This is a genomic window from Mycobacterium sp. IDUB_1 (assembly GCF_055419625.1).
Genome location: NZ_JBVAYA010000001.1, coordinates 1,356,091 through 1,374,217 on the forward strand (window position 1 = coordinate 1,356,091; position 18,127 = coordinate 1,374,217).

Annotated in this window: 17 protein-coding genes; 15 read left to right on the forward strand and 2 right to left on the reverse strand. The window is 69.5% G+C overall.

The window, feature by feature from the left end:
• Position 1: 1 nt before the first annotated feature.
• Positions 2 to 1,834, reverse strand: a complete 1,833-nt coding sequence (locus tag ACZYYX_RS06785) for an NAD(P)-binding domain-containing protein (RefSeq protein WP_463813665.1) — start codon at positions 1,832 to 1,834, stop codon at positions 2 to 4.
• Between the two features lie 56 nt (positions 1,835 to 1,890).
• Entirely contained in the window at positions 1,891 to 3,168 is a 1,278-nt protein-coding gene (locus ACZYYX_RS06790) for an NAD(P)/FAD-dependent oxidoreductase (RefSeq protein ID WP_463813666.1), read from the reverse strand.
• 93 nt (positions 3,169 to 3,261) lie between these two features.
• Between ACZYYX_RS06790 and ACZYYX_RS06795 the strand changes: the two genes are divergently transcribed.
• The 15 genes from ACZYYX_RS06795 (at position 3,262) to ACZYYX_RS06865 (ending at position 18,102) form a co-directional block, all read left to right on the forward strand.
• Positions 3,262 to 3,879 carry a TetR/AcrR family transcriptional regulator gene (locus ACZYYX_RS06795; protein WP_463813667.1) on the forward strand — a complete coding sequence of 206 codons (618 nt, stop codon included), beginning with the start codon at positions 3,262 to 3,264 and terminating at the stop codon, positions 3,877 to 3,879.
• Between the two features lie 59 nt (positions 3,880 to 3,938).
• A complete protein-coding gene (locus ACZYYX_RS06800) occupies positions 3,939 to 4,991 on the forward strand; it encodes a 2,3-butanediol dehydrogenase (RefSeq protein ID WP_463813668.1) in 1,053 nt (350 codons plus the stop codon).
• Position 4,992: 1 nt separating this feature from the next.
• Entirely contained in the window at positions 4,993 to 5,772 is a 780-nt protein-coding gene (locus ACZYYX_RS06805) for an acetoin reductase (protein ID WP_463813669.1), read from the forward strand.
• A gap of 23 nt (positions 5,773 to 5,795) precedes the next feature.
• Complete coding sequence (locus ACZYYX_RS06810; RefSeq protein WP_463813670.1) at positions 5,796 to 7,079, forward strand: GAF domain-containing protein; 1,284 nt, start codon at positions 5,796 to 5,798, stop codon at positions 7,077 to 7,079.
• A 1-nt stretch (position 7,080) separates the two neighbouring features.
• Entirely contained in the window at positions 7,081 to 7,566 is a 486-nt protein-coding gene (locus ACZYYX_RS06815) for a DUF779 domain-containing protein (RefSeq protein ID WP_463813671.1), read from the forward strand.
• Between the two features lie 75 nt (positions 7,567 to 7,641).
• Positions 7,642 to 8,877, forward strand: a complete 1,236-nt coding sequence (locus ACZYYX_RS06820) for an acyl-CoA dehydrogenase family protein (protein WP_463813672.1) — start codon at positions 7,642 to 7,644, stop codon at positions 8,875 to 8,877.
• Positions 8,877 to 10,091: a GNAT family N-acetyltransferase gene (locus ACZYYX_RS06825; protein WP_463813673.1), complete on the forward strand. Its 1,215-nt coding sequence runs from the start codon at positions 8,877 to 8,879 to the stop codon at positions 10,089 to 10,091. The genes ACZYYX_RS06820 and ACZYYX_RS06825 overlap by 1 nt, the downstream gene beginning before the upstream one ends.
• A 178-nt stretch (positions 10,092 to 10,269) precedes the next feature.
• Positions 10,270 to 10,989 (forward strand): sulfite exporter TauE/SafE family protein, encoded by a 720-nt coding sequence (locus tag ACZYYX_RS06830; RefSeq protein WP_463813674.1) that lies wholly within the window; start codon positions 10,270 to 10,272, stop codon positions 10,987 to 10,989.
• Between the two features lie 96 nt (positions 10,990 to 11,085).
• Entirely contained in the window at positions 11,086 to 12,141 is a 1,056-nt protein-coding gene (locus ACZYYX_RS06835; protein WP_463814830.1) for an LLM class flavin-dependent oxidoreductase, read from the forward strand.
• Complete coding sequence (locus ACZYYX_RS06840) at positions 12,138 to 13,532, forward strand: NtaA/DmoA family FMN-dependent monooxygenase (RefSeq protein ID WP_463813675.1); 1,395 nt, start codon at positions 12,138 to 12,140, stop codon at positions 13,530 to 13,532. Before ACZYYX_RS06835 ends, ACZYYX_RS06840 begins: the two co-directional genes overlap by 4 nt.
• Positions 13,529 to 14,296, forward strand: coding sequence for a DUF1684 domain-containing protein (locus tag ACZYYX_RS06845; RefSeq protein ID WP_463813676.1), 768 nt, complete (start codon positions 13,529 to 13,531; stop codon positions 14,294 to 14,296). Before ACZYYX_RS06840 ends, ACZYYX_RS06845 begins: the two co-directional genes overlap by 4 nt.
• A gap of 80 nt (positions 14,297 to 14,376) precedes the next feature.
• On the forward strand, positions 14,377 to 15,687 hold the full coding sequence (locus ACZYYX_RS06850; protein ID WP_463813677.1) for an NtaA/DmoA family FMN-dependent monooxygenase: 1,311 nt from the start codon (positions 14,377 to 14,379) through the stop codon (positions 15,685 to 15,687).
• A 157-nt stretch (positions 15,688 to 15,844) separates the two neighbouring features.
• On the forward strand, positions 15,845 to 17,404 hold the full coding sequence (locus ACZYYX_RS06855) for an APC family permease (protein WP_463813678.1): 1,560 nt from the start codon (positions 15,845 to 15,847) through the stop codon (positions 17,402 to 17,404).
• Positions 17,405 to 17,453: 49 nt separating this feature from the next.
• Positions 17,454 to 17,732, forward strand: a complete 279-nt coding sequence (locus ACZYYX_RS06860) for a putative holin (protein WP_463813679.1) — start codon at positions 17,454 to 17,456, stop codon at positions 17,730 to 17,732.
• Positions 17,725 to 18,102: a hypothetical protein gene (locus tag ACZYYX_RS06865; protein WP_463813680.1), complete on the forward strand. Its 378-nt coding sequence runs from the start codon at positions 17,725 to 17,727 to the stop codon at positions 18,100 to 18,102. The genes ACZYYX_RS06860 and ACZYYX_RS06865 overlap by 8 nt, the downstream gene beginning before the upstream one ends.
• Positions 18,103 to 18,127 lie beyond the last annotated feature (25 nt).

The following is an 18,127-nucleotide window of genomic DNA, read 5'->3' on the forward strand; positions in this document are numbered from 1 at the left end:
CTCAGCTCAGGTGGTGCACCTCCTGCAGTCCGTACACCGGGGTGGGCATGCCCTCGTAGCGGGCCTTGAGCTGCAGCGCCAAATACAGCGAATAGTGCCGTGACTGGTGCAGGTTCCCGCCGTGGAACCACAGGTTGGGCTGCTGCGTGGGCTTCCACATGTTGCGCTGCTCGCCCTCCCACGGCCCGGGATCCTTCGGGGTGTCGCTGCCCAGACCCCACACCTTGCCGACCTTGTCGGCGACGTCCTGGCCGATCAGATCCGCCGCCCAGCCGTTCATCGAGCCGTATCCCGTCGCGTAGACCACCACGTCGGCGGGCAGCTCGGTGCCATCGGCGAGCAGCACCGAGTTCTCGGTCAGGCGGTCGACCTGGCCGTGGGCGAGCTTGATCCGACCGTCGGCGACCATGTCGCAGGCGCCGACGTCGATGTAGTAGCCCGACCCGCGGCGCAGGTACTTCATGAACAGCCCGGAACCGTCAGCGCCCCAATCCAATTCGAAGCCGGCGGCCGCCAGGCGGTCGTAGAACTCCTTGTCGCGCTCCCGCATCTGGTCGTACAGCGGGATCTGGAATTCGTGCATGATCCGGTACGGCAGTGAAGCGAACGTCAGGTCGGCCTTCTCGGTCGTCATGCCCGCGGCCACTGCCCGCTCCGAGTACAGGTCGCCCAGGCCGATGTCCATCAGGGTGTCGGATTTGACGATGTGGGTCGAGGACCGCTGCACCATCGTCACGTCGACGCCGTTCTCGTAGAGCGCCTTGCAGATGTCGTGAGCGGAGTTGTTCGACCCGATCACGACAGCCTTCTTGCCCGCGTAGGAGTCCGGGCCGGGGTGCTGCGACGAGTGGTGTTGCTCGCCGCGGAAGACGTCCTGCCCGGACAAGGTCGGCACGTAGGGTTTGCCGGACATGCCGGTCGCCAGCACCAGCTGGGTCGGGTGCAGCGTGAGGCGTTCGCCGTCGCGGTCCACCTCCACGGTCCACTTCTGGGAGTCCTCGTCGAAGGCCGCGGACAGGCACGTCGTCTTCGACCAGTACGGCACCTCCATGACGCGGGTGTAGAACTCCAGCCAATCGCCGATCTTGTCCTTGGGCGCGAACACCGGCCAGTTCTGCGGGAACGGCAGGTAGGGCAGGTGGTCGTACCAGACCGGATCGTGCAGGCACAGCGACTTGTAGCGCTTGCGCCACTGGTCGCCGGGCCGCTCGTGCTTGTCCACCACGATCGCGGGCACCCCGAGCTGGCGCAGGCGCGCGCCCAGCGCGATGCCGCCCTGCCCGCCGCCGATGACCAGCGTGTAGGGCTGGATGGTGCGGCCCAGCTCGGCGTCTTCAGCGGCCTTCTTCTCCGCCCACGACCGCGGGTCCGGGTCGTCGCCGTGCACGGCGCCCATGACGCGGCTGGCGCCCTTGCGCTCCTCGTGGCCCTTGAGCTCCTGCAGCGCGGTGAGCAGCGTCCAGGCCTGGTCGGTGCCGTCGTCGCTCTTGATCCTCAAGTGCCCGGTCCCGCGGCCTGCGGCCGTCTCGAACTCGATGAACGCGGAGACGACGTCGCCATCCTGGGTCGGTTCCTCCCGGGTGCTGAACCCCGACGGGTCGGTCTCGGCGAGCCGGGCGGTCAGCATGTCGGTGATCTGGTCACGGCCCTCGAGCGTCTTGAGGTTCCAGGTGAAGGAGACCAGGTCACGCCAGAAGCTGTCGACGGCGAACATGGCCGCGACGCGCTCGATGTCACGGACGGCCAGCGCCGCCTCGAAGTCGGCCAGCCAAGCGTCGACGCGCTGCGCAGGGGTGAGCTGTGTTGTGGTTTGCGGGTCGAGAGTGGAAGTCATGTGAGCCAGACCACACTGTGTTGGGCGGGGCTGACAAGAGTTGCGAAGCGTTGCAACTAACCCGGCGGCGTCCGCCGGGTGGAACGGGCGCGGCGCACCTCAGTACGGACCGTGGCCAAGACCTCGCGCGTCGTCTCGCAGGGCCGCTTGCGCATCGCGCGGGCCGTGGCGATCACGACGCGGCGCGGTGTGAGGAGCCGTTTCGGTGCGATCTCGTGGTTGAGCACCTGCATCAGGGTGCGGCGGGCGTCTGCATTGCCGGCGATGTCGCGCAGCACTTCGGTGAGCACTGCGGGGGGCGCGCCGGGCGCGCCCATGTCGGTGGCGAACCAGTGCATGGCGTACGCATCGCGGTCGCGCCACTGCCACCAGCGACGGGTGGCGGCGTCGATCAGACGCCCGTCGGTGAGGTCGGTCGGCAGGACGTCGGCGAGACGTTCGGCTTGGCACAACGCGTCCGCGATGCCCTGACCGGGGGTGAAGTCCTTGAAGTGGCCGGCGTCGCCGACCAGAACCCAGCCGGGGCCCGCCGACTGCCGGAAGTAGCCGTGCCACTTCGCCATCACCCGCAGCGGACCGGTGCGACGAGCGCCGGCCAGCAGTTCGGCGAGCTCGGGCCAGTCCGTGATCGCGGCGTCGAAGACCTGTGCACGGTCGATGTCGCTCTTGGCTCCGGTGGCGACGCACACCATGTACAAACCGCCGTCGGTGGGGCTGGCCAGGTAGCCGTTCTCGCCGATCCGCGCGATCCGGATGCGGTCCTCGGGGTCCTCGACTCCGTCGAAGTAACCCCAGATCGGCAATCTTCCCATCGGAGTCGTCGAATACTCCTGTGCACCAACACTTTTAGCAACCGTCGAATGGCGTCCATCGGCGCCCACCACGAGCCGTGCGCGGATCGGGCCCTGGTCGGTGCGGACCCCGACTGCCCTGTGCGCGGCGGTGATCACGCCGGTCACCTTCACGCCGGTGCGCACCTCGGCGCCTGCCCCCGCTGCGGTGTCGAGCAGTGCGGCATCCAACGTCACGCGGCGAACGCAGAGTCCCGGCAGCGGGAAGTGCGCGCGGTCGAACTCGTCGTTGATGTGGACGTCGTCGCTGACCATCGAGAACCGGGTGATCCGCGCTGCACCGGCTGCGAGGACGGCGTCCAGTGCGCCGAGCCGCTGCAGCGCAGCCGCCCCGCGCGGTTGGATGACGTGGGTCGACGGGGTCTCGGACGGAAAATGCGCCTTGTCCAATACGCAGACCCGTAGTCCCCGGCGTGCCAACGTGGCCGCCAGCGGAGAGCCGGCGCACCGCGCGCCGACGATGACGACGTCGTAGGTGTCCATTGGCTGCTCCCTGGCCGGTGAGAACTTACCACTGGCCAGTTTGCCTCAGTCCGGTGATCTTATCAATGGTCAGATGTGCGCTACGCTCGCCCGATGGCGACGAGTACGGGCTCTTATCACCACGGTCACCTGCGCGAAGCTTCGATCACCGCGGCTGTCGCCGAGGTGGAGCGGGTCGGCGCTGCCGGCGTCAGCATGCGGGCCATCGCCCGGGCGGCCGGGGTGACCCACGCGGCGCTGGCCTACCAGTTCGGAGACAAGGCGGGCTTGTTCACCGCCGTCGCGACCGAGGGGTTCCGCCTGGCCCGTGCTGCGATCGGCGCCGCTGCCGCGGGGTCGGACGGATTCTTCGCCGGCGGCGCGGCCTATGTCCTGTTCGCGCTCACGCATCCCGGTCACTACGAGGTGATGTTCCGGCCGGATCTCCACCGCGCCGACGACCCCGAGCTCCGGCAAGCGCGCGACGCGGCTTTCGAGCTTCTCTACGAGACGGCACGCTCCAGTGCGGGCGCCTCGCAGATCGACGATGTCACCGGGGTGGTGGTCGCGGGATGGGCGCTCTCGCACGGATTGGCCACCCTGTGGCGTACCGGCAATCTTCGCGGGCGTTTGCCCAGCGATCCCGGCCAGGTCGGGATGCAGATGGCGCGGGGCATCGTGGCGCTGGGCGAGATGGCCCGCCGCCACCTCGAGTCAGTTCACGAGGCCTGACAGCGCTGCAACCCCCTGCAACTCTTTCGCGTGTGGTCGCGGTCACATAGACATGCGACATGAAAGCAGCTGTGTACTACGGCCCGAACAAGCTCGAGATCGACGACGTCGCCGAACCCGACGTCCGCCCCGGCACCGTCAAGCTGCAGGTCGGCTTCAACGGCATCTGCGGCACCGATCTGCACGAGTACTACGCCGGCCCCATCTTCGTGCCGACTTCGCCGCACCCGCTGACCGGCGCGCAGCTGCCACTCACGATGGGTCACGAGTTCTCCGGCACCATCACCGCCGTCGGCGACGGCGTCACCGGGTGGAACGAAGGCGACCGCGTCGCCGTCGAACCGATCTACAAATGCGACCAGTGCGGGCCGTGTCGCGCCGGCAACTACAACGTCTGTCAGCAGATCGGCTTCCACGGACTCATGTCCGACGGCGGCATGGCCGAGTCCACGGTGGTGCCGACATCGATGCTGCACCGGCTGCCCGACAGCGTCTCGCTGGAGCTGGGCGCACTCGTCGAACCCATGTCGGTCGCCTATCACGCCGCCACCCTCGGTGACGTCAAAGACGGTGACACCGCGATGGTGTTCGGCGCCGGACCGATCGGCATCGGACTGTGGTTCGCGTTGCGCGGCAAGGGACTCGAGGACGTGTTCGTCGTCGAGCCGTCTCCCACCCGGCGTGCGGCCATCGAGGCGCTCGGCGCGCGGACACTCGACCCGACCGCCACCGACGTGCCCGCGTACATCGCCGACCACACCTCCGGCGCCGGTGCCGACGCGGTGTTCGACGCGGCGGGGGTGGCGCCTGCGGTGAGCACCGCACTGGCGTGCGTCGGCTCCCGGCGGCCGATGATCAGTGTGGCGATCTACGAAAAGCCCCTCGAGACACCGCTTCTCAACCTGGTGATGAACGAGTCCCGCATCCAGGGTTCGCTCTGCTACACCGGGGCGGACTTCGAAGCGGTGATTGCGCTGATGGCCGATGGCCGGTACGACACCACCGGCTGGGTGACCCGCATCCCGCTCGACGACGTCGTCGACGAGGGCTTCGAAGCGCTGCACGCCGGCACCAAAATGAAGGTTCTGGTCGATCCGAACGGAGCGAATTGACATGTCTCTCAACGGAAAGGTCGCACTGGTCACCGGAGCCGGCCGCGGCATCGGCCGAGGAATCGCGCTGAGGCTGGCACGCGAGGGCGCCGACGTGGCGCTGGTCGACGTGACGGCCGACGGCATCGCGACGGTCGCCGATGAAATCGCCGAGATCGGTTCCAAAGCAAGCACATTCGTCGCAGACGTCAGCGATCGCGACCAGGTGTTCGCGGCCGTCGATCACACGGCGAGTGCGCTCGGCGGCCTGGACATCATGGTCAACAACGCCGGCATCGCACTGGTCGGACCGATCACCGACGTCACGCCTGAGGAGCTGAAGAAGCTCTGGGCCATCAACGTCGACGGCGTGCTGTGGGGTATCCAAGCCGCGGTGGCGCACTTCACCGGCGCCAAGAAGCCGGGCAAGATCATCAACGCCTCGTCGATCGCCGGCCACGACGGCTTCGCGATGCTCGGGCCCTACAGCGCCACGAAGTTCGCCGTCCGCGCGCTGACCCAGGCCGCGGCCAAGGAGCACGCCGCCGACGGCATCACCGTCAACGCGTACTGCCCCGGGGTGGTCGGCACCGACATGTGGGTCGAGATCGACAAGCGCTTCGCCGAACTGACCGGTGCCGCCGAGGGCGAGACCTACGACAAATTCGTCGGCGGCATCGCGCTCGGGCGCGCCGAAACCCCCGACGACGTCGCCGGTTTCGTGTCCTATCTCGCCGGCCCCCACGCCGACTACATGACCGGCCAGGCCGGGCTGATCGACGGCGGCCTGGTCTACCGCTGAGATGGAGAGCACAATCGCAGGTGATGCAGTCCGTGCCTGAACCCGCCGTCGCCGTCGGAGAGGATCCGCGCAGCTATGCGCGGCTGATGTCGGCTGTCTACGACGCGACGATGGCCGGGCATCGCGCACCTGCCCGTCCCCGCGAGGTCATCGGCGACTCGTGGCAGCGCCTGCTGGCCAGCGGTGTCGAACCCAGCGACACCCCGGTGGTCGAAACCGGCGGCCTGGAGGCACTGCGCCGCGCGTCGGGCCTGATGGAGGTGCTCGGCGAGATCTCCCACGGGCTGGAGTCGCTGGTCGCCGACGGCGAGAACATCCTCGTCGTCGCCGACGCGACCGGGCGGGTGCTGTGGCGCTCGGGATCACCGTCGGTGCTCAGCAACGCCGACCGGCTCGGCTTCGTCGAGGGCGCGCACTGGGGCGAAGGTGCCGTGGGCACCAACGCGATCGGCACCGCGCTGGCCGCGCAGCGCGCCGTCCAGGTGTTCTCCGCCGAACATTTCCTGCGCAGCCACCACGCGTGGACGTGCGCCGGTGCCCCGATCCGGGACCCCCGGACCGGTCAGGTGCTCGGTGTCGTCGACGTCTCCGGGCCGGCGGCCACCGTCCACCCGACCACGATCGCGCTCGTCGACGCCGTCGCCCGGCTCGCCGAATCGCACCTGCGCTCCGAGCACGACCGCACGCTGAACCGCCTGCGCTCAGTTGCCGCGCCGATCCTCGCCCGCATGGGCACGCCGGCACTGGCCGTGGACACCGAGGGCTGGGTGGCCGCGGTCGACGCGATGCCGCTGCACAACCGCATCCTGCTGCCGGACCAGATGGGGCCGGGCCGGGTGTGGCTGGCCACGCTGGGACTCTGCGCGGTCGAGCCGCTGCCCGGCGGCTGGCTGGTGCGGCTGGCCGACAACGACGACGACGCGACGGCCGCCCAGGTGTCGCAGGTGACACTGGACTTCGCCGATCCGGACAAACCGGCGCTGCGGCTGGTGGGGGAGTTCGGCAGCTGGCGCCACGACCTGTCGCTGCGGCACGCAGAGATCCTGTGCGCGCTGGCGCACTCGCCGCAGGGACGCACGGCGCCGGAACTCGCCGAGGACCTCTACGGCGACCGCACCCGCGTGGTCACGGTGCGAGCCGAGATGTCGCGGCTGCGCAAGCAGTTCTCGGGGTTGCTCGCCGCGCAGCCCTACCGCTTCGCGTCGTCGGTCGGGCTGACGGTCCGCTATCCGACGGACCGGCGGACGTTGCTGCCGCCGTCGACCGCGCCGGCCATCCGGGCCGCGCGACTGGGGAAAGATGGTTAGCGTGCCCGCACCGAATCGAGCCCTCATCACCGCCGCCGCGGCTGACCTGCTGCGGACCCTGCAGGAACGCCACGGCGCGTTGATGTTCCACCAATCCGGCGGCTGCTGCGACGGGTCGTCGCCGATGTGCTACCCCGACGGCGACTTCGTCGTCGGTGACCGCGACGTGCTGCTGGCGATCTTCGACGTCGGTGACGGCGTGCCGGTGTGGATCTCCGGCCCGCAGTTCGACGCGTGGAAACACACCCAGCTGGTGATCGACGTGGTGCCCGGCCGGGGCGGCGGGTTCAGCCTCGAAGCACCCGAGGGGATGCGGTTCCTGACGCGCGGCCGCGCGTTCACCGAACACGAGCTGTCGGCGCTCGCGGACGAGCCGCTGGTCACCGGGGCGGCCTACGAGCGTGGCGAACGGCCCGCGGCTTCTGTCTCGACGGGCACGCACATCGTGGCCGAAGCTGCCGACGCCTGCCCGGTGCCGTTGCGCTAGAGGGTCCGGGTCGAAATCCGATCGCGTGGATTCTGAGTACTGACGAGGACTCCGGCCTGCGGCACTGTCGACGACATGTCCGATCACGGCACCTATCTGCAGCACCCCACGGCCGACACCGGCGCGTTGCGGGCGCAGTTCCGCCCCGTCCTCGACAAGATCGCCGAAGACTCCGTCGCCAGGGAACGGCACCGGGTCTTCCCCCACGAGCAGGTGGGGTGGCTCAAGGAAGCGGCATTCGGCACGCTGCGCATCCCCGTCGACCGCGGTGGTTTCGGCGCCTCTCTGGAGCAGACGTTCCTGCTGCTCGCCGACCTCGGCGAGGCTGACGCGAACGTCGCGCACATCTGGCGCAATCACCTGGCGTTCGTGGAGGACCGCCTCAACGCGGCCGTGTCACCCGGCAACGACATCTGGCTGCGCCGCTTCCTCGCGGGCGAGTTCGTCGGAGGAGGATGGACCGAGGCGAACAACGTCACACTGGCGAACATGACCAGCACCGTGACCGCCGCCGATGGCCACTTCGTCGTCAACGGCGAGAAGTATTACGCCACAGGCAGTCTCTACGCCGACTGGCTCGACGTGATAGGCCGCGACGAGGACGGCGAACTGCGGACTGCGCTCGTGCGCGCCACCGACGAGGGCGTCACGCTGGTCGACGACTGGCGCGGCTTCGGCCAGCGCACCACCGCGAGCGGCTCGGCCCGCTACACGGACGTGCCCGCTGCGATCGGCGACGTCTTCCCCGCCACCGAGCGATTCGGGTACCAGGCGCATTTCTACCAGATCGCGATGCTGGCCGTGCTGACCGGCATCACCCGCGCCGTGCGGCGCGACGGAACGGCCGCGCTGATCGCCCGCCGCCGCAACTACCCGCAGGGCTTGACCGAATCACCCTCTGCCGACGCGCAATTGCTCGCAATTCTCGGCGAGGTGTCGGCCGACGGCTTCGGCGCGGAGGCGGCCCTCGGTGCGGCGGCGCGGTCGCTCGACGACGTGGTCGCCGGACGCATCGTCGGCGCCGACCACGACCACCACCAGCGGCTGATCGACGCCGAGGTCGCCGTCACCCAGGCTCAGCTCGTCATCATCGACGCCGCGCTGCGCGCCACCACCCGGGTCTTCGACGCGCTCGGGGCATCGGGGGTCTCCGAGGAACTCGCCCTGGACCGGCACTGGCGCAACGCCCGCACGCTCGCGTCCCACAACCCGCGGGTGTACAAGGCGCGCATCCTCGGCGACTGGTTCGTCAACGGCACCGAACCGCTGTCGAACATCGCTGCCCTCGGCCGCGGCGGGCAGGGCAACTGATGGGCATCGACGTCCGTGTGCTCGACGGCGAGGACGACCTGTTGGCCGCCGCCAACCTGTTCCGCGAGGCCATGATCGGCTTCCCGCCACTGACCGGTCTCGCACCGGGAGAGATCAGCACCCTGCTCGAGCCCGGGCGGACACTGGGTGCTTTCCTCGACGGCGATCTGGTGGGTACCGCCGACTCGACCACCAACACCCTGACCGTGCCCGGGGGCGCCCGCATCGGACACGGCGCGGTCACCCACGTCGGAGTCGCGGCGTCGGCCACCCGTCGCGGCGTCGCCACCGCGCTGCTGACCCACCAGCTGCACGACATCCGCGGCCGCGGCGAGGCCGTGGCCTCCCTGCGAGCGTCTGAGGCCACCATCTACGAGCGGTTCGGGTACGGGGTGGCCACGACGTCGCAGTCCGTCGAGGTGTCGACGCAGCGCGCAACGGTCCGTGCCGGGGTCGCGCACGGTGGTTCCGTCCGATTACTCCGTCCCGAGGAGGTCTGGTCGGTTCCGGCGCAGATCGCCGAGCGGCACCGGCCGGAGCGCGCCGGCACGATCGACCGCACCCCGCTGTGGTGGAACGGAGCGCGCCGCCACGGCGCGCCGGCCGGGCCCGCCTACGTGGCCGTGCACGGAAACCAAGGGGCCGAAGACGGATTCGCCCGCTACCACCCGATCGGGACCGACAACTGGTTCGTCTCCGACGATCACGCGATCGTCGTCACCGACCTCTTCGCCCCGACGCCCGAGGCGTACGCCGGGCTGATCCAGTTCCTGCTCGGGCTCGACCTCGTCGACCGGATCGTCTTCGCCTCGTTGCCACTCGACGATCCGCTGCACTGGCTGCTCACCGACCGCCGCGCCGTGCGTGTGACCGGCACCCGCGACGAGACGTGGCTGCGCGTGGTCGACGCCCACGCCGCTCTGGCGGCACGGTCCTTTCGGCGTGCAGGCTTCGTCGTCGTCGGCGTGGAAGACGCTGTGCTGCCCGACAACTCGCAGGTACTGCGCATCTCGGCGACCGGCGTGGAACCGGTCTCCTCGGCGCCGCAGCTCGTTCTCGGGCCCGCCGCGCTGGGTGCGCTCCTGCTGGGCGGCACCCGCTGGGAGACGCTCGCCCAGACCGGTCTCGTGACCGTCAAGGACGAGGCGGCGATCGCCGTCGCCGACGACCTCTTCGCCACCGGCGAGGCCCCGTACGCCGGCATCTACTTCTGAGCTCACCCGCGCGACACGGGGTAGCGTGAAGTCCGACAGCGCCTAGGGTTCCGGTGCCGGCCGGCACGACTGGTCCGAGCGGCGCCACCGCGGCCACCGGACGGCCGCGGTCATCTGAACGGACAAAAGCCTGGAGGATCTCCGACGGCCGCGCCCCGCGGCCGTCGAGAAGGTCCGCATGTCCGCTTTCGCGTTGCTCGCCATCGTCGCACTCGCCGCCGGCCTGCTCGGCGGCCTGGTCGGCACTGGGTCGTCGCTGATCCTGCTGCCCCTGCTGGTCGCCTCCTACGGACCGCGCGAGGCGGTTCCGATCATGGCGATCGGCGCCGTCCTGGCCAACGTCGGGCGGGTCGCCGCCTGGTGGACCCGCGTCGACTGGCGGGCCACCCTGCTCTACGCGGTGCCGGGGGCACCGGCGGCGGCTCTGGGTGCGCACACGCTGCTGACCGTTCCGCAGACGGCGGTCGAGGCGTTTCTCGCCGTCTTTTTCCTCGCGATGATTCCAGGGCGCCGCCTGCTGGCGCGAGCCCGCGTGCGGGGCTGGCTGCTGAGTATCGCTGGCGCGGCGGTCGGCTTCCTCACCGGTGTGGTCCTGTCCACGGGTCCGTTGAGCGTGCCCGTCTTCACCGGTTACGGGCTCGTCGGTCCCGCGTTTCTGGGCACCGAGGCGGCGAGCGCACTGGTGCTGTACGCAGCGAAGATGCTCGTGTTCGGGCAGTTCGGCGTCCTCGACACGGCCGTCGTGGCGCGCGGGCTGATGCTCGGCGTCTGCCTGGCGATCGGGCCCTTCCTGGCGCGTCCCGTCGTCCGGCGTCTCGACCGCCGCACCTTCGATGTGGCAATCGATGCCGTGCTGGCGGTGGCGGGTGTCGCGATGGCGGTGGTGACTCTGCGCTGACACGGCGATGCCGGGGAATGATCAGGTCCGGCGCACGGTTCGTGGTGACACAGCAGGGTCCGGCGCGCCGACCCGCGATCGAGAAGAGGTGTGATCATCGGCGTCTTCGCACTCGGTATCGAGTTGGACGGAGCGGGAACCCATCCGGCAGCGTGGCGGCGGGCCACGAATCCGCCGTCAGAATCCCTGACCGGTGCGACACTCCTGCGCAACGTGCGCGCCGCTGAGAACGCGGGGTTCACGTTCGCGACGTTCGAGGACTCCCTGCTGCCGCCGACAGGGCAGCCCATGGGCCGCCTCGACGCGGTCACCCGTGCCTGCTTCGTCGCGGCGGCCACCTCGACACTGGGCCTGGTGCCGGTGACCGAGACGACGTATGCCGAACCGTTCCACCTCTCATCGCAACTGGCCACCCTCGACTACGCCAGCCGGGGACGCGGCGGCTGGCTCCCCACCCGTGCTCCCGACCCCGCGACGGCACATGCCTGGGGGAGACCGGCGGTAGCCGGTGCCGACCTGGACGTCGAGCAGCGCGACGCCATCGATGTCGTTCGGCGACTGTGGGATTCGTGGGAGGACGACGCGGTGATCCGTGACTACGCCACCGGCCGCTTCCTGGACCGCGACAAGCTCCACTACGTCGATTTCGTCGGGGCGACGTACTCGGTCAAGGGGCCCGCCATCGTGCCGCGGCCGCCGCAGGGCCAGCTCGTCGTGTTCGGGACGGACGCCGAGCGGGACCTGGTCGACGTCGTGCTCATCCGCGAGTCCGAACTGAGCGCGGCGAACGACGCCGCGCGGCACAGCCCGGGGCCCGCGGTCATCGAGCTGACGATCACCCTCGACACCCCGCAGATGCCCGGCGCAGATCGGCGGGCCTGGCTCGACGGACACCGGCACCACCACGCTGGCGCGCTCGAATTTGTGGGTGCAGCAGATGGATTGGTTGAACTCCTCATCGAGATGTCCCGTCATGCCGACGGCGTCCGAATTCAACCCACGGTGCTCCACGAGGACCTGCCCGTCCTCGGCCGCCTCGTCCTGCCTGCGTTGTTCGCCGCCGGGGTGGCCCACCGCCCCGTCCCCGGCTCGACCTTGCGCGCCAATTTGGGTTTCGGCCGACCCGCCAACCGGTTCGAGGTGAGCCGATGAACGCAGCCGACACACCGCGGCCGAGTGCCATGCTGCATCTCGGGGTCTTCTTCCAGGGCGTCAACCACACCACCATCTGGTCGGACCCGCAGAGCGGCTCACAGATCGACTTCGAGACGTTCCGTCGCATCGTCACCACCGCCGAGCGGGGCCTGTTCGACGCCTTCTTCCTCGGTGAAGGGCTGCGGTTGCGCGAACAGCAGGACAAGATCCTCGATCTCGACATCGCAGGACGACCCGACGCGATCTCCCAACTGGCGGCGCTGGCCGGCATCACCGAACGCATCGGCCTGGTCGCCACGCAGAACACCACGTACAACGAACCCGCCGATCTGGCACGGCGATTGGCGGGTCTGGACCTGCTGTCAGGAGGGCGCGCCGGCTGGAACGCGGTGACCACCGACAACGCGTGGACGGGGGAGAACTTCCGGCGCGGCGGCTTCCTCGACCATGCGCTGCGCTACGAACGCGCCGGGCAGTTCCTGTCGGCCGCCCGGGCGATCTGGGATGCGTGGCCCGACGACGGTCCGGCGCGCTCGGTCGACGCACCGGCCTGGTCGACCGCGGCACGCCCGGCACCGGTGGAGATCTTGACATCTCAATTCGACATCTCTGTGCCGCCCACCGTGCCCCGCAGCCCCCAGATCCACCCGATCATCTTCCAGGCGGGAGACTCATCGGCCGGGCGCGACTTCGCCGCCGCCCACGCCGACGTCATCTTCTCGAGGCACGGAACACGTTTCGACGACGCGCTGGCCTTCGCGGACGACATCCGTGCCCGCCTGCGCACAGCAGGTCGGCCCATCGACGACGTCCTCGTCCTCCCCGGCACGCAGATCGTCCTCGCCGAACATCCCGCCGAGGTCGAAGAGAAGGTCCGCTGGGTGCTCGACGGCCAGTACACGGGCCAGACCGCGCTGTCGCTCGTCGGTCAGGTGTGGGGCCGCGACCTGTCCCACCTCGACCCCGACGGCCCGCTGCCCGCCGACGACCCCGTGGCCGCGCCGATCTCGGCGGCCCGCGGTGCGGCGCGGGACGGCAAGGACCCGATCGCCATTGCTCGCGAATGGCGCGCACTGGCCGAGGCCAAGCACCTGTCCCTGCGCGAGGTGGCGATCGAGACCTCGCAACGCTCCGGATTCGCCGGAACGCCCGGCCAGGTCGCCGATGAGCTGACCCGGTGGGTGCGACACGGCGCCAGCGACGGCTTCAACATCTCGCCCTACCTGGTGCCCGGCGGGCTCGACGAGATCGTCGACTGGCTGATCCCTGAACTGCAGGACCGCGGCGTCTATCGCACCGAGTACACCGATACGACCCTGCGCGGCCATCTCGGGCTGCGTGAACCGCTGACCCACCGCATCACCCACACGACAGGAGAGCGACCATGACGACGCCCACCACCGAGACGCCCGCCGAGTTCCACGCGGACTGGCATGCCTGGCACACCGAGCGGGAGCGCTACTACGCCGATCCGCTCGGTTGGGTGGCGATTACCGCCATCCACTGGTTGAGCGAGGAGTTCGAGACCGTCGGCGATCTCCCCGGCCGATGGCGCGCCGATGCCGCGGGCGTCGACGTCGAGGACATCCCCGGGGTCTCGCGGCTCGAGCCCGTCGAAGGTGCCCCCGGACTGCTGGTCGACGACGGTCCCCGCCGGATCGAGGTCATCCGCCGGACCGGTGCCGTCGCCTTGCGGGTGCACGATCCCGCCGCGCCCACCCTCGCGGCGTTCCGCGGCATCCCGACCTACTCGCCCGACCCGCAGTGGCGCCGCATCGGCCACTTCACGCCCGACGACGAGCCACGCACGGTCACCACGGGAGCTGTCGTCGAGGGCCTCGAACACCACCACACCGTCGCAGGGATCATCGACCTCGAGGTGGCCGGAGTTCCGCTGCGGCTCACCGCGTTCGCGCGCCCGGACGGGTCCCTGCATGTGCTGTTCACCGACGCCACGAGTGGCGTCACCACCTATCCGGCCGCCCGGTCGCTGACGCTTCCCTCACCTGATCCCGACGGGACCGTGATCGTCGACTTCAACCGGGCCGCCAACTTGCCGTGCTCGTTCACCGACTTTGCCACCTGCCCGGTGGCTCCGGCCGAGAACCGCCTGCCGGTGGCCGTCGAAGCGGGCGAGAAGAACCCCCGCTGAGCCGGCTGCTGCCTCGCCGATTGCGTTCTGGCGGAGTTTAATCGGCGGCTGCCGCGGTCCGCCTCGATAACGTCACGGGGGTGCCGAGAGAACTGCATCTACTGGCCTTCGGGAACACTCGGTCGGCCGGCCCGTGGCGCCACCCCGACGCCGACAACACCCCCGCCGGGGTGCGGCGCCGTCTCGTCGAGCGGGCCCGCACCGCGGAGCGCGGCGGTTTCGACGCGCTGTTCTTCGCCGACGGGCTGAACTACGGGCCGCCGGCCACCTGGCCGTACAAGACGACCGAGGACTTCGAACCCCTCACGACGACGGCGGCCCTGTCGTCGGTGACCGAACGGATCGGACTCGTGGTGACGGGGTCGGCCACGTTGGCCCACCCCTATCACCTTGCGCGCCAACTCCTCTCACTCGACCACCTCAGCGACGGCCGAGCCGGCTGGAACCTGGTCACCAGCTTCGCCGAAGCCGCCGCCAACAATTTCAGCGCACGCGGCGTCGTCGACCACGATGAGCGCTACGCCATCGCCGAAGAGGCTCTCGCGGTGGTGCAATCCCTCTGGGACGGCTGGGGGGAGGAGACCGTCCTCGACGACCGCGCGGCCGGCATCTTCAACGACGTCAACGCCATCCACGTCGCCGATCACCACGGCCGCTACTTCGACGTCCGTGGCCCCATCGGCTCCGCCCGGTCTCCGCAGGGGCGCCCGGTGCTGTTCCAGGCCGGCTCGTCGGACACCGGCCGGGGTTTCGCCGCCCGGCATGCCGAAGTCATCTTCACCGGCCAGGGCACGCTCGCGCGGGCTCAGGACTTCTTCCGGCAGATCGATCGTGAGGCCCGTGCCGTGGGCCGCGCCACGGCACCGCTGATCACCCCGTCGCTGCGCTTCCTGCTGGGCTCCACCGAGGACGAGGTCGCCCGCAACGAGCGCGCTGCATACGAGTATTTCAGCCCTGAATACCAGGCGGGGTGGCTACTCGAAGTCGACGTCGACGTCACCGGGGCCGATCTGGACGGCCCCGTTCCCGCCTCGGCGTTCCCGGCGAGCACGCAGACCCACCAGACGGCGCTGGCCGGGTACCGTGCCCTGGCCGCCGACAGCCCCACCGTGCGCGAGTTCCTCTACCGTACCGTGAACGGTTGGGGTGCAAGCGTTCTCGGTACTCCCGAGCGGGTGGCCGATGAGATCGAGCACTGGTTTCTCGCATCGGCGTGCGACGGCTTCGTCCTGCAGGACAGTGGCCTGCCCGGGCAACTGGAGGACTTCGTCGAGCAGGTGGTCCCCATCCTGCGCAAACGCGGGCTGTTCCGCCACGAGTACCGCGGGGCGACACTTCGCGACCACCTCGATCTCTCTGTCCCGCAACGGTTCCAGACCGTTCCATCCTGACGGGACACAACGCGGCCGCCGAAAGAATCTCGGCGATCCGATGCCTGCCGCCTGCCGCCGCGCTGCGGCATCGTCATCACCACGTCATGAAAACCGTTTCCCGCCAGCATCAGTCACGCCGGAACGGTTCTGCGGATACGCACGAAAGGGTGACAGCATGACCACGACCACACCGGCAGATGATGGGGTGACCGTCGATGTCGACGGCCGCGCGCTGACCACTACCGACACCACCGGCCTCGAGCGAGATGCGTTGGGGCCCTGGGGTGTGTTCGCGCAAGGCCTGGCGGCCGCGGCGCCGAGCGTTGCACTCGCGGTCGTACCGTTCTCGCTGTTCGTCGCTGCCGGCAAGGGTGCGGCCTGGGCCGCCGTCATCGGGTTGGTCATCGTGGTCCTCATCGCGACGACCATCAGCTTCCAGGCCAAGCGCACGGTGTCCTCCGGCTCGCTCGGCACCTACACCGGCAACGGGCTGGGTCCTGGATTCGCGTTCGCGGCCGGCTTCAGCCTGCTGTTCGGGTACATCGGGTTCGCCGTCACCGGCACCCTCGGCGGTGTGCTGTACCTCGACTCGTTCCTCGAATCCGTCGGCGTGGGTTCGCAATCGGCGTGGTTCAGGCTGCTCCTCGTGCTCGTGGTGGTGGCCGTCGCGGTCTACCTGCCCTACCGCGGAGTATCGGTCACCGCGCGCTACGAGCTGGCGTTCGAGGTGCTGGCGATCGCGAGCATCCTCGTCATCATCGTCGCGTCCTACATCGCGTACGGGCTGCGCATCGACTGGGAACAGTGGAATCCCGCACACCTGGGCAGCGGCGGCACGTTCATCGCCGCGGTGACAGCCGTGGGCTCCTACGCGGGCTTCGAGAGCGTGGCATCGCTGGGGGCCGAGGCCAAGGACCCGCACCGCACCATCGCCCGCTCGCTGCTGCGGGTGGTGATCCTCATCGGGGTGCTCTACATCCTGGCGACCTACCCGCAGATCCTGCATTTCGGCGCCATCGACGGTGACAAGGCGGTTCTCCCGCAGCTCGCCGACACGGTCGGGGTGTCATGGGTGAACTATGTCGTGAGCGCCGCGGTGGGTGTCGCATTCATCGTCTTCGTGACCGCGGTGACCACGGCGGCGGCACGATCGCTGTTCACGTTCGGACACGAGGGAGCGCTGCCTGCCGTGTTCGGCCGCGTCCACCCCACGCACCGGACGCCCTGGGTCGGTGTGGTGTTCGTCGGTGCGCTCGCCGCGGTCTTCGCGATCGTCGCCACCTTCAGCTCGGCCGGTCGGCTCGTGTTCGACGTCTACGGCGGCTACGTCGCGAACTGGGGCTTCCTCATCAGCTACCTGCTGGTCGTGATCGCGACGCCGATCTGGTTGCGCCGCATCAAAGCGCTGACTCCCACGCGGCTCGCGGTGTCGCTCGCCGCGGCGCTCGGTCTGCTCTACGTGATAGTCAGCAACTTCTATCCCGTGCCCGAATTCCCGTTCAACGTGCTGCCCTTCGTGTTCGCCGGCTTCCTGGTGCTCGCCGTCGGGTGGTACGGATACCTGAAACGCCGCCGGCCGGAGATCGCTGCCCGGGTCGGGACCATCCAGACACTGTCCGATGCCGAGCAGCGTCGGCTCGCCGACGAGGGGATCGCCGATGTGCTCTCGCACCGGCATTCGGTTCTGCGCGACGAGCAGCCGACGCCGGATCGAGACCGACCGGTGACCGACTGACCGGGCGCGCCGCCAAGGACTTTGCAGGTCACGGCGTTACCGTCGAACGATGATCCCGCTGCCCCGCGCATCGGTATTGGCCGCAGTGATGATCGTCGGTGTCGCCCTCGGCATGATGGGTGCCCTCTTCCTCACTGTTGACCTCACCGCGACGGACCGGCCTGCCCTCGACATCGGTCTGATCCTCGGTGTTCCCGGTGTCGTCGGCCTGCTGATGATCCTGGCGTCGGGCACGCGCTGGGTCACCGGGTTGGGTGCGATGACCCTGGCCGTCGGTCCCGGGTGCTTCGGTGCGCTCACCGCGATCCAGGTGGCCACCGGTGGCTGACCCCTTATCCGTCGTCGACCAGGCGACCCCCGAGGCCGTCCCCCCACATTCGGCACCGCTCGTCGACATCCCGCAGTTCCTCGGGCGGGGTCGGTTCATGCTGATCGTCGCCGGCACCTGGCTGCTCGCCGGCGCCGCAGGCCTGGGTCACTACTTCTGGTGGTTCCATGCGATCGACAAGGCGATGCCCACTTTCGCCGTGCTGTTCGCCGTCGTCGCATGCAGCGTCGGCAGCCTCCTCGCCGCGCTGGTGCAGAACCGGCCGGCCGTCTCCGCGCTCGCGATGGCGATGATGTCCGCGCCACTGGCGTCGGCCGTCGGTGCCGCCGTCCTCCACAGCGGTTACGCGTTCGGTTGGGTGGCGCCCTGATGCCTATGCGGCGACCTTGCCGCGG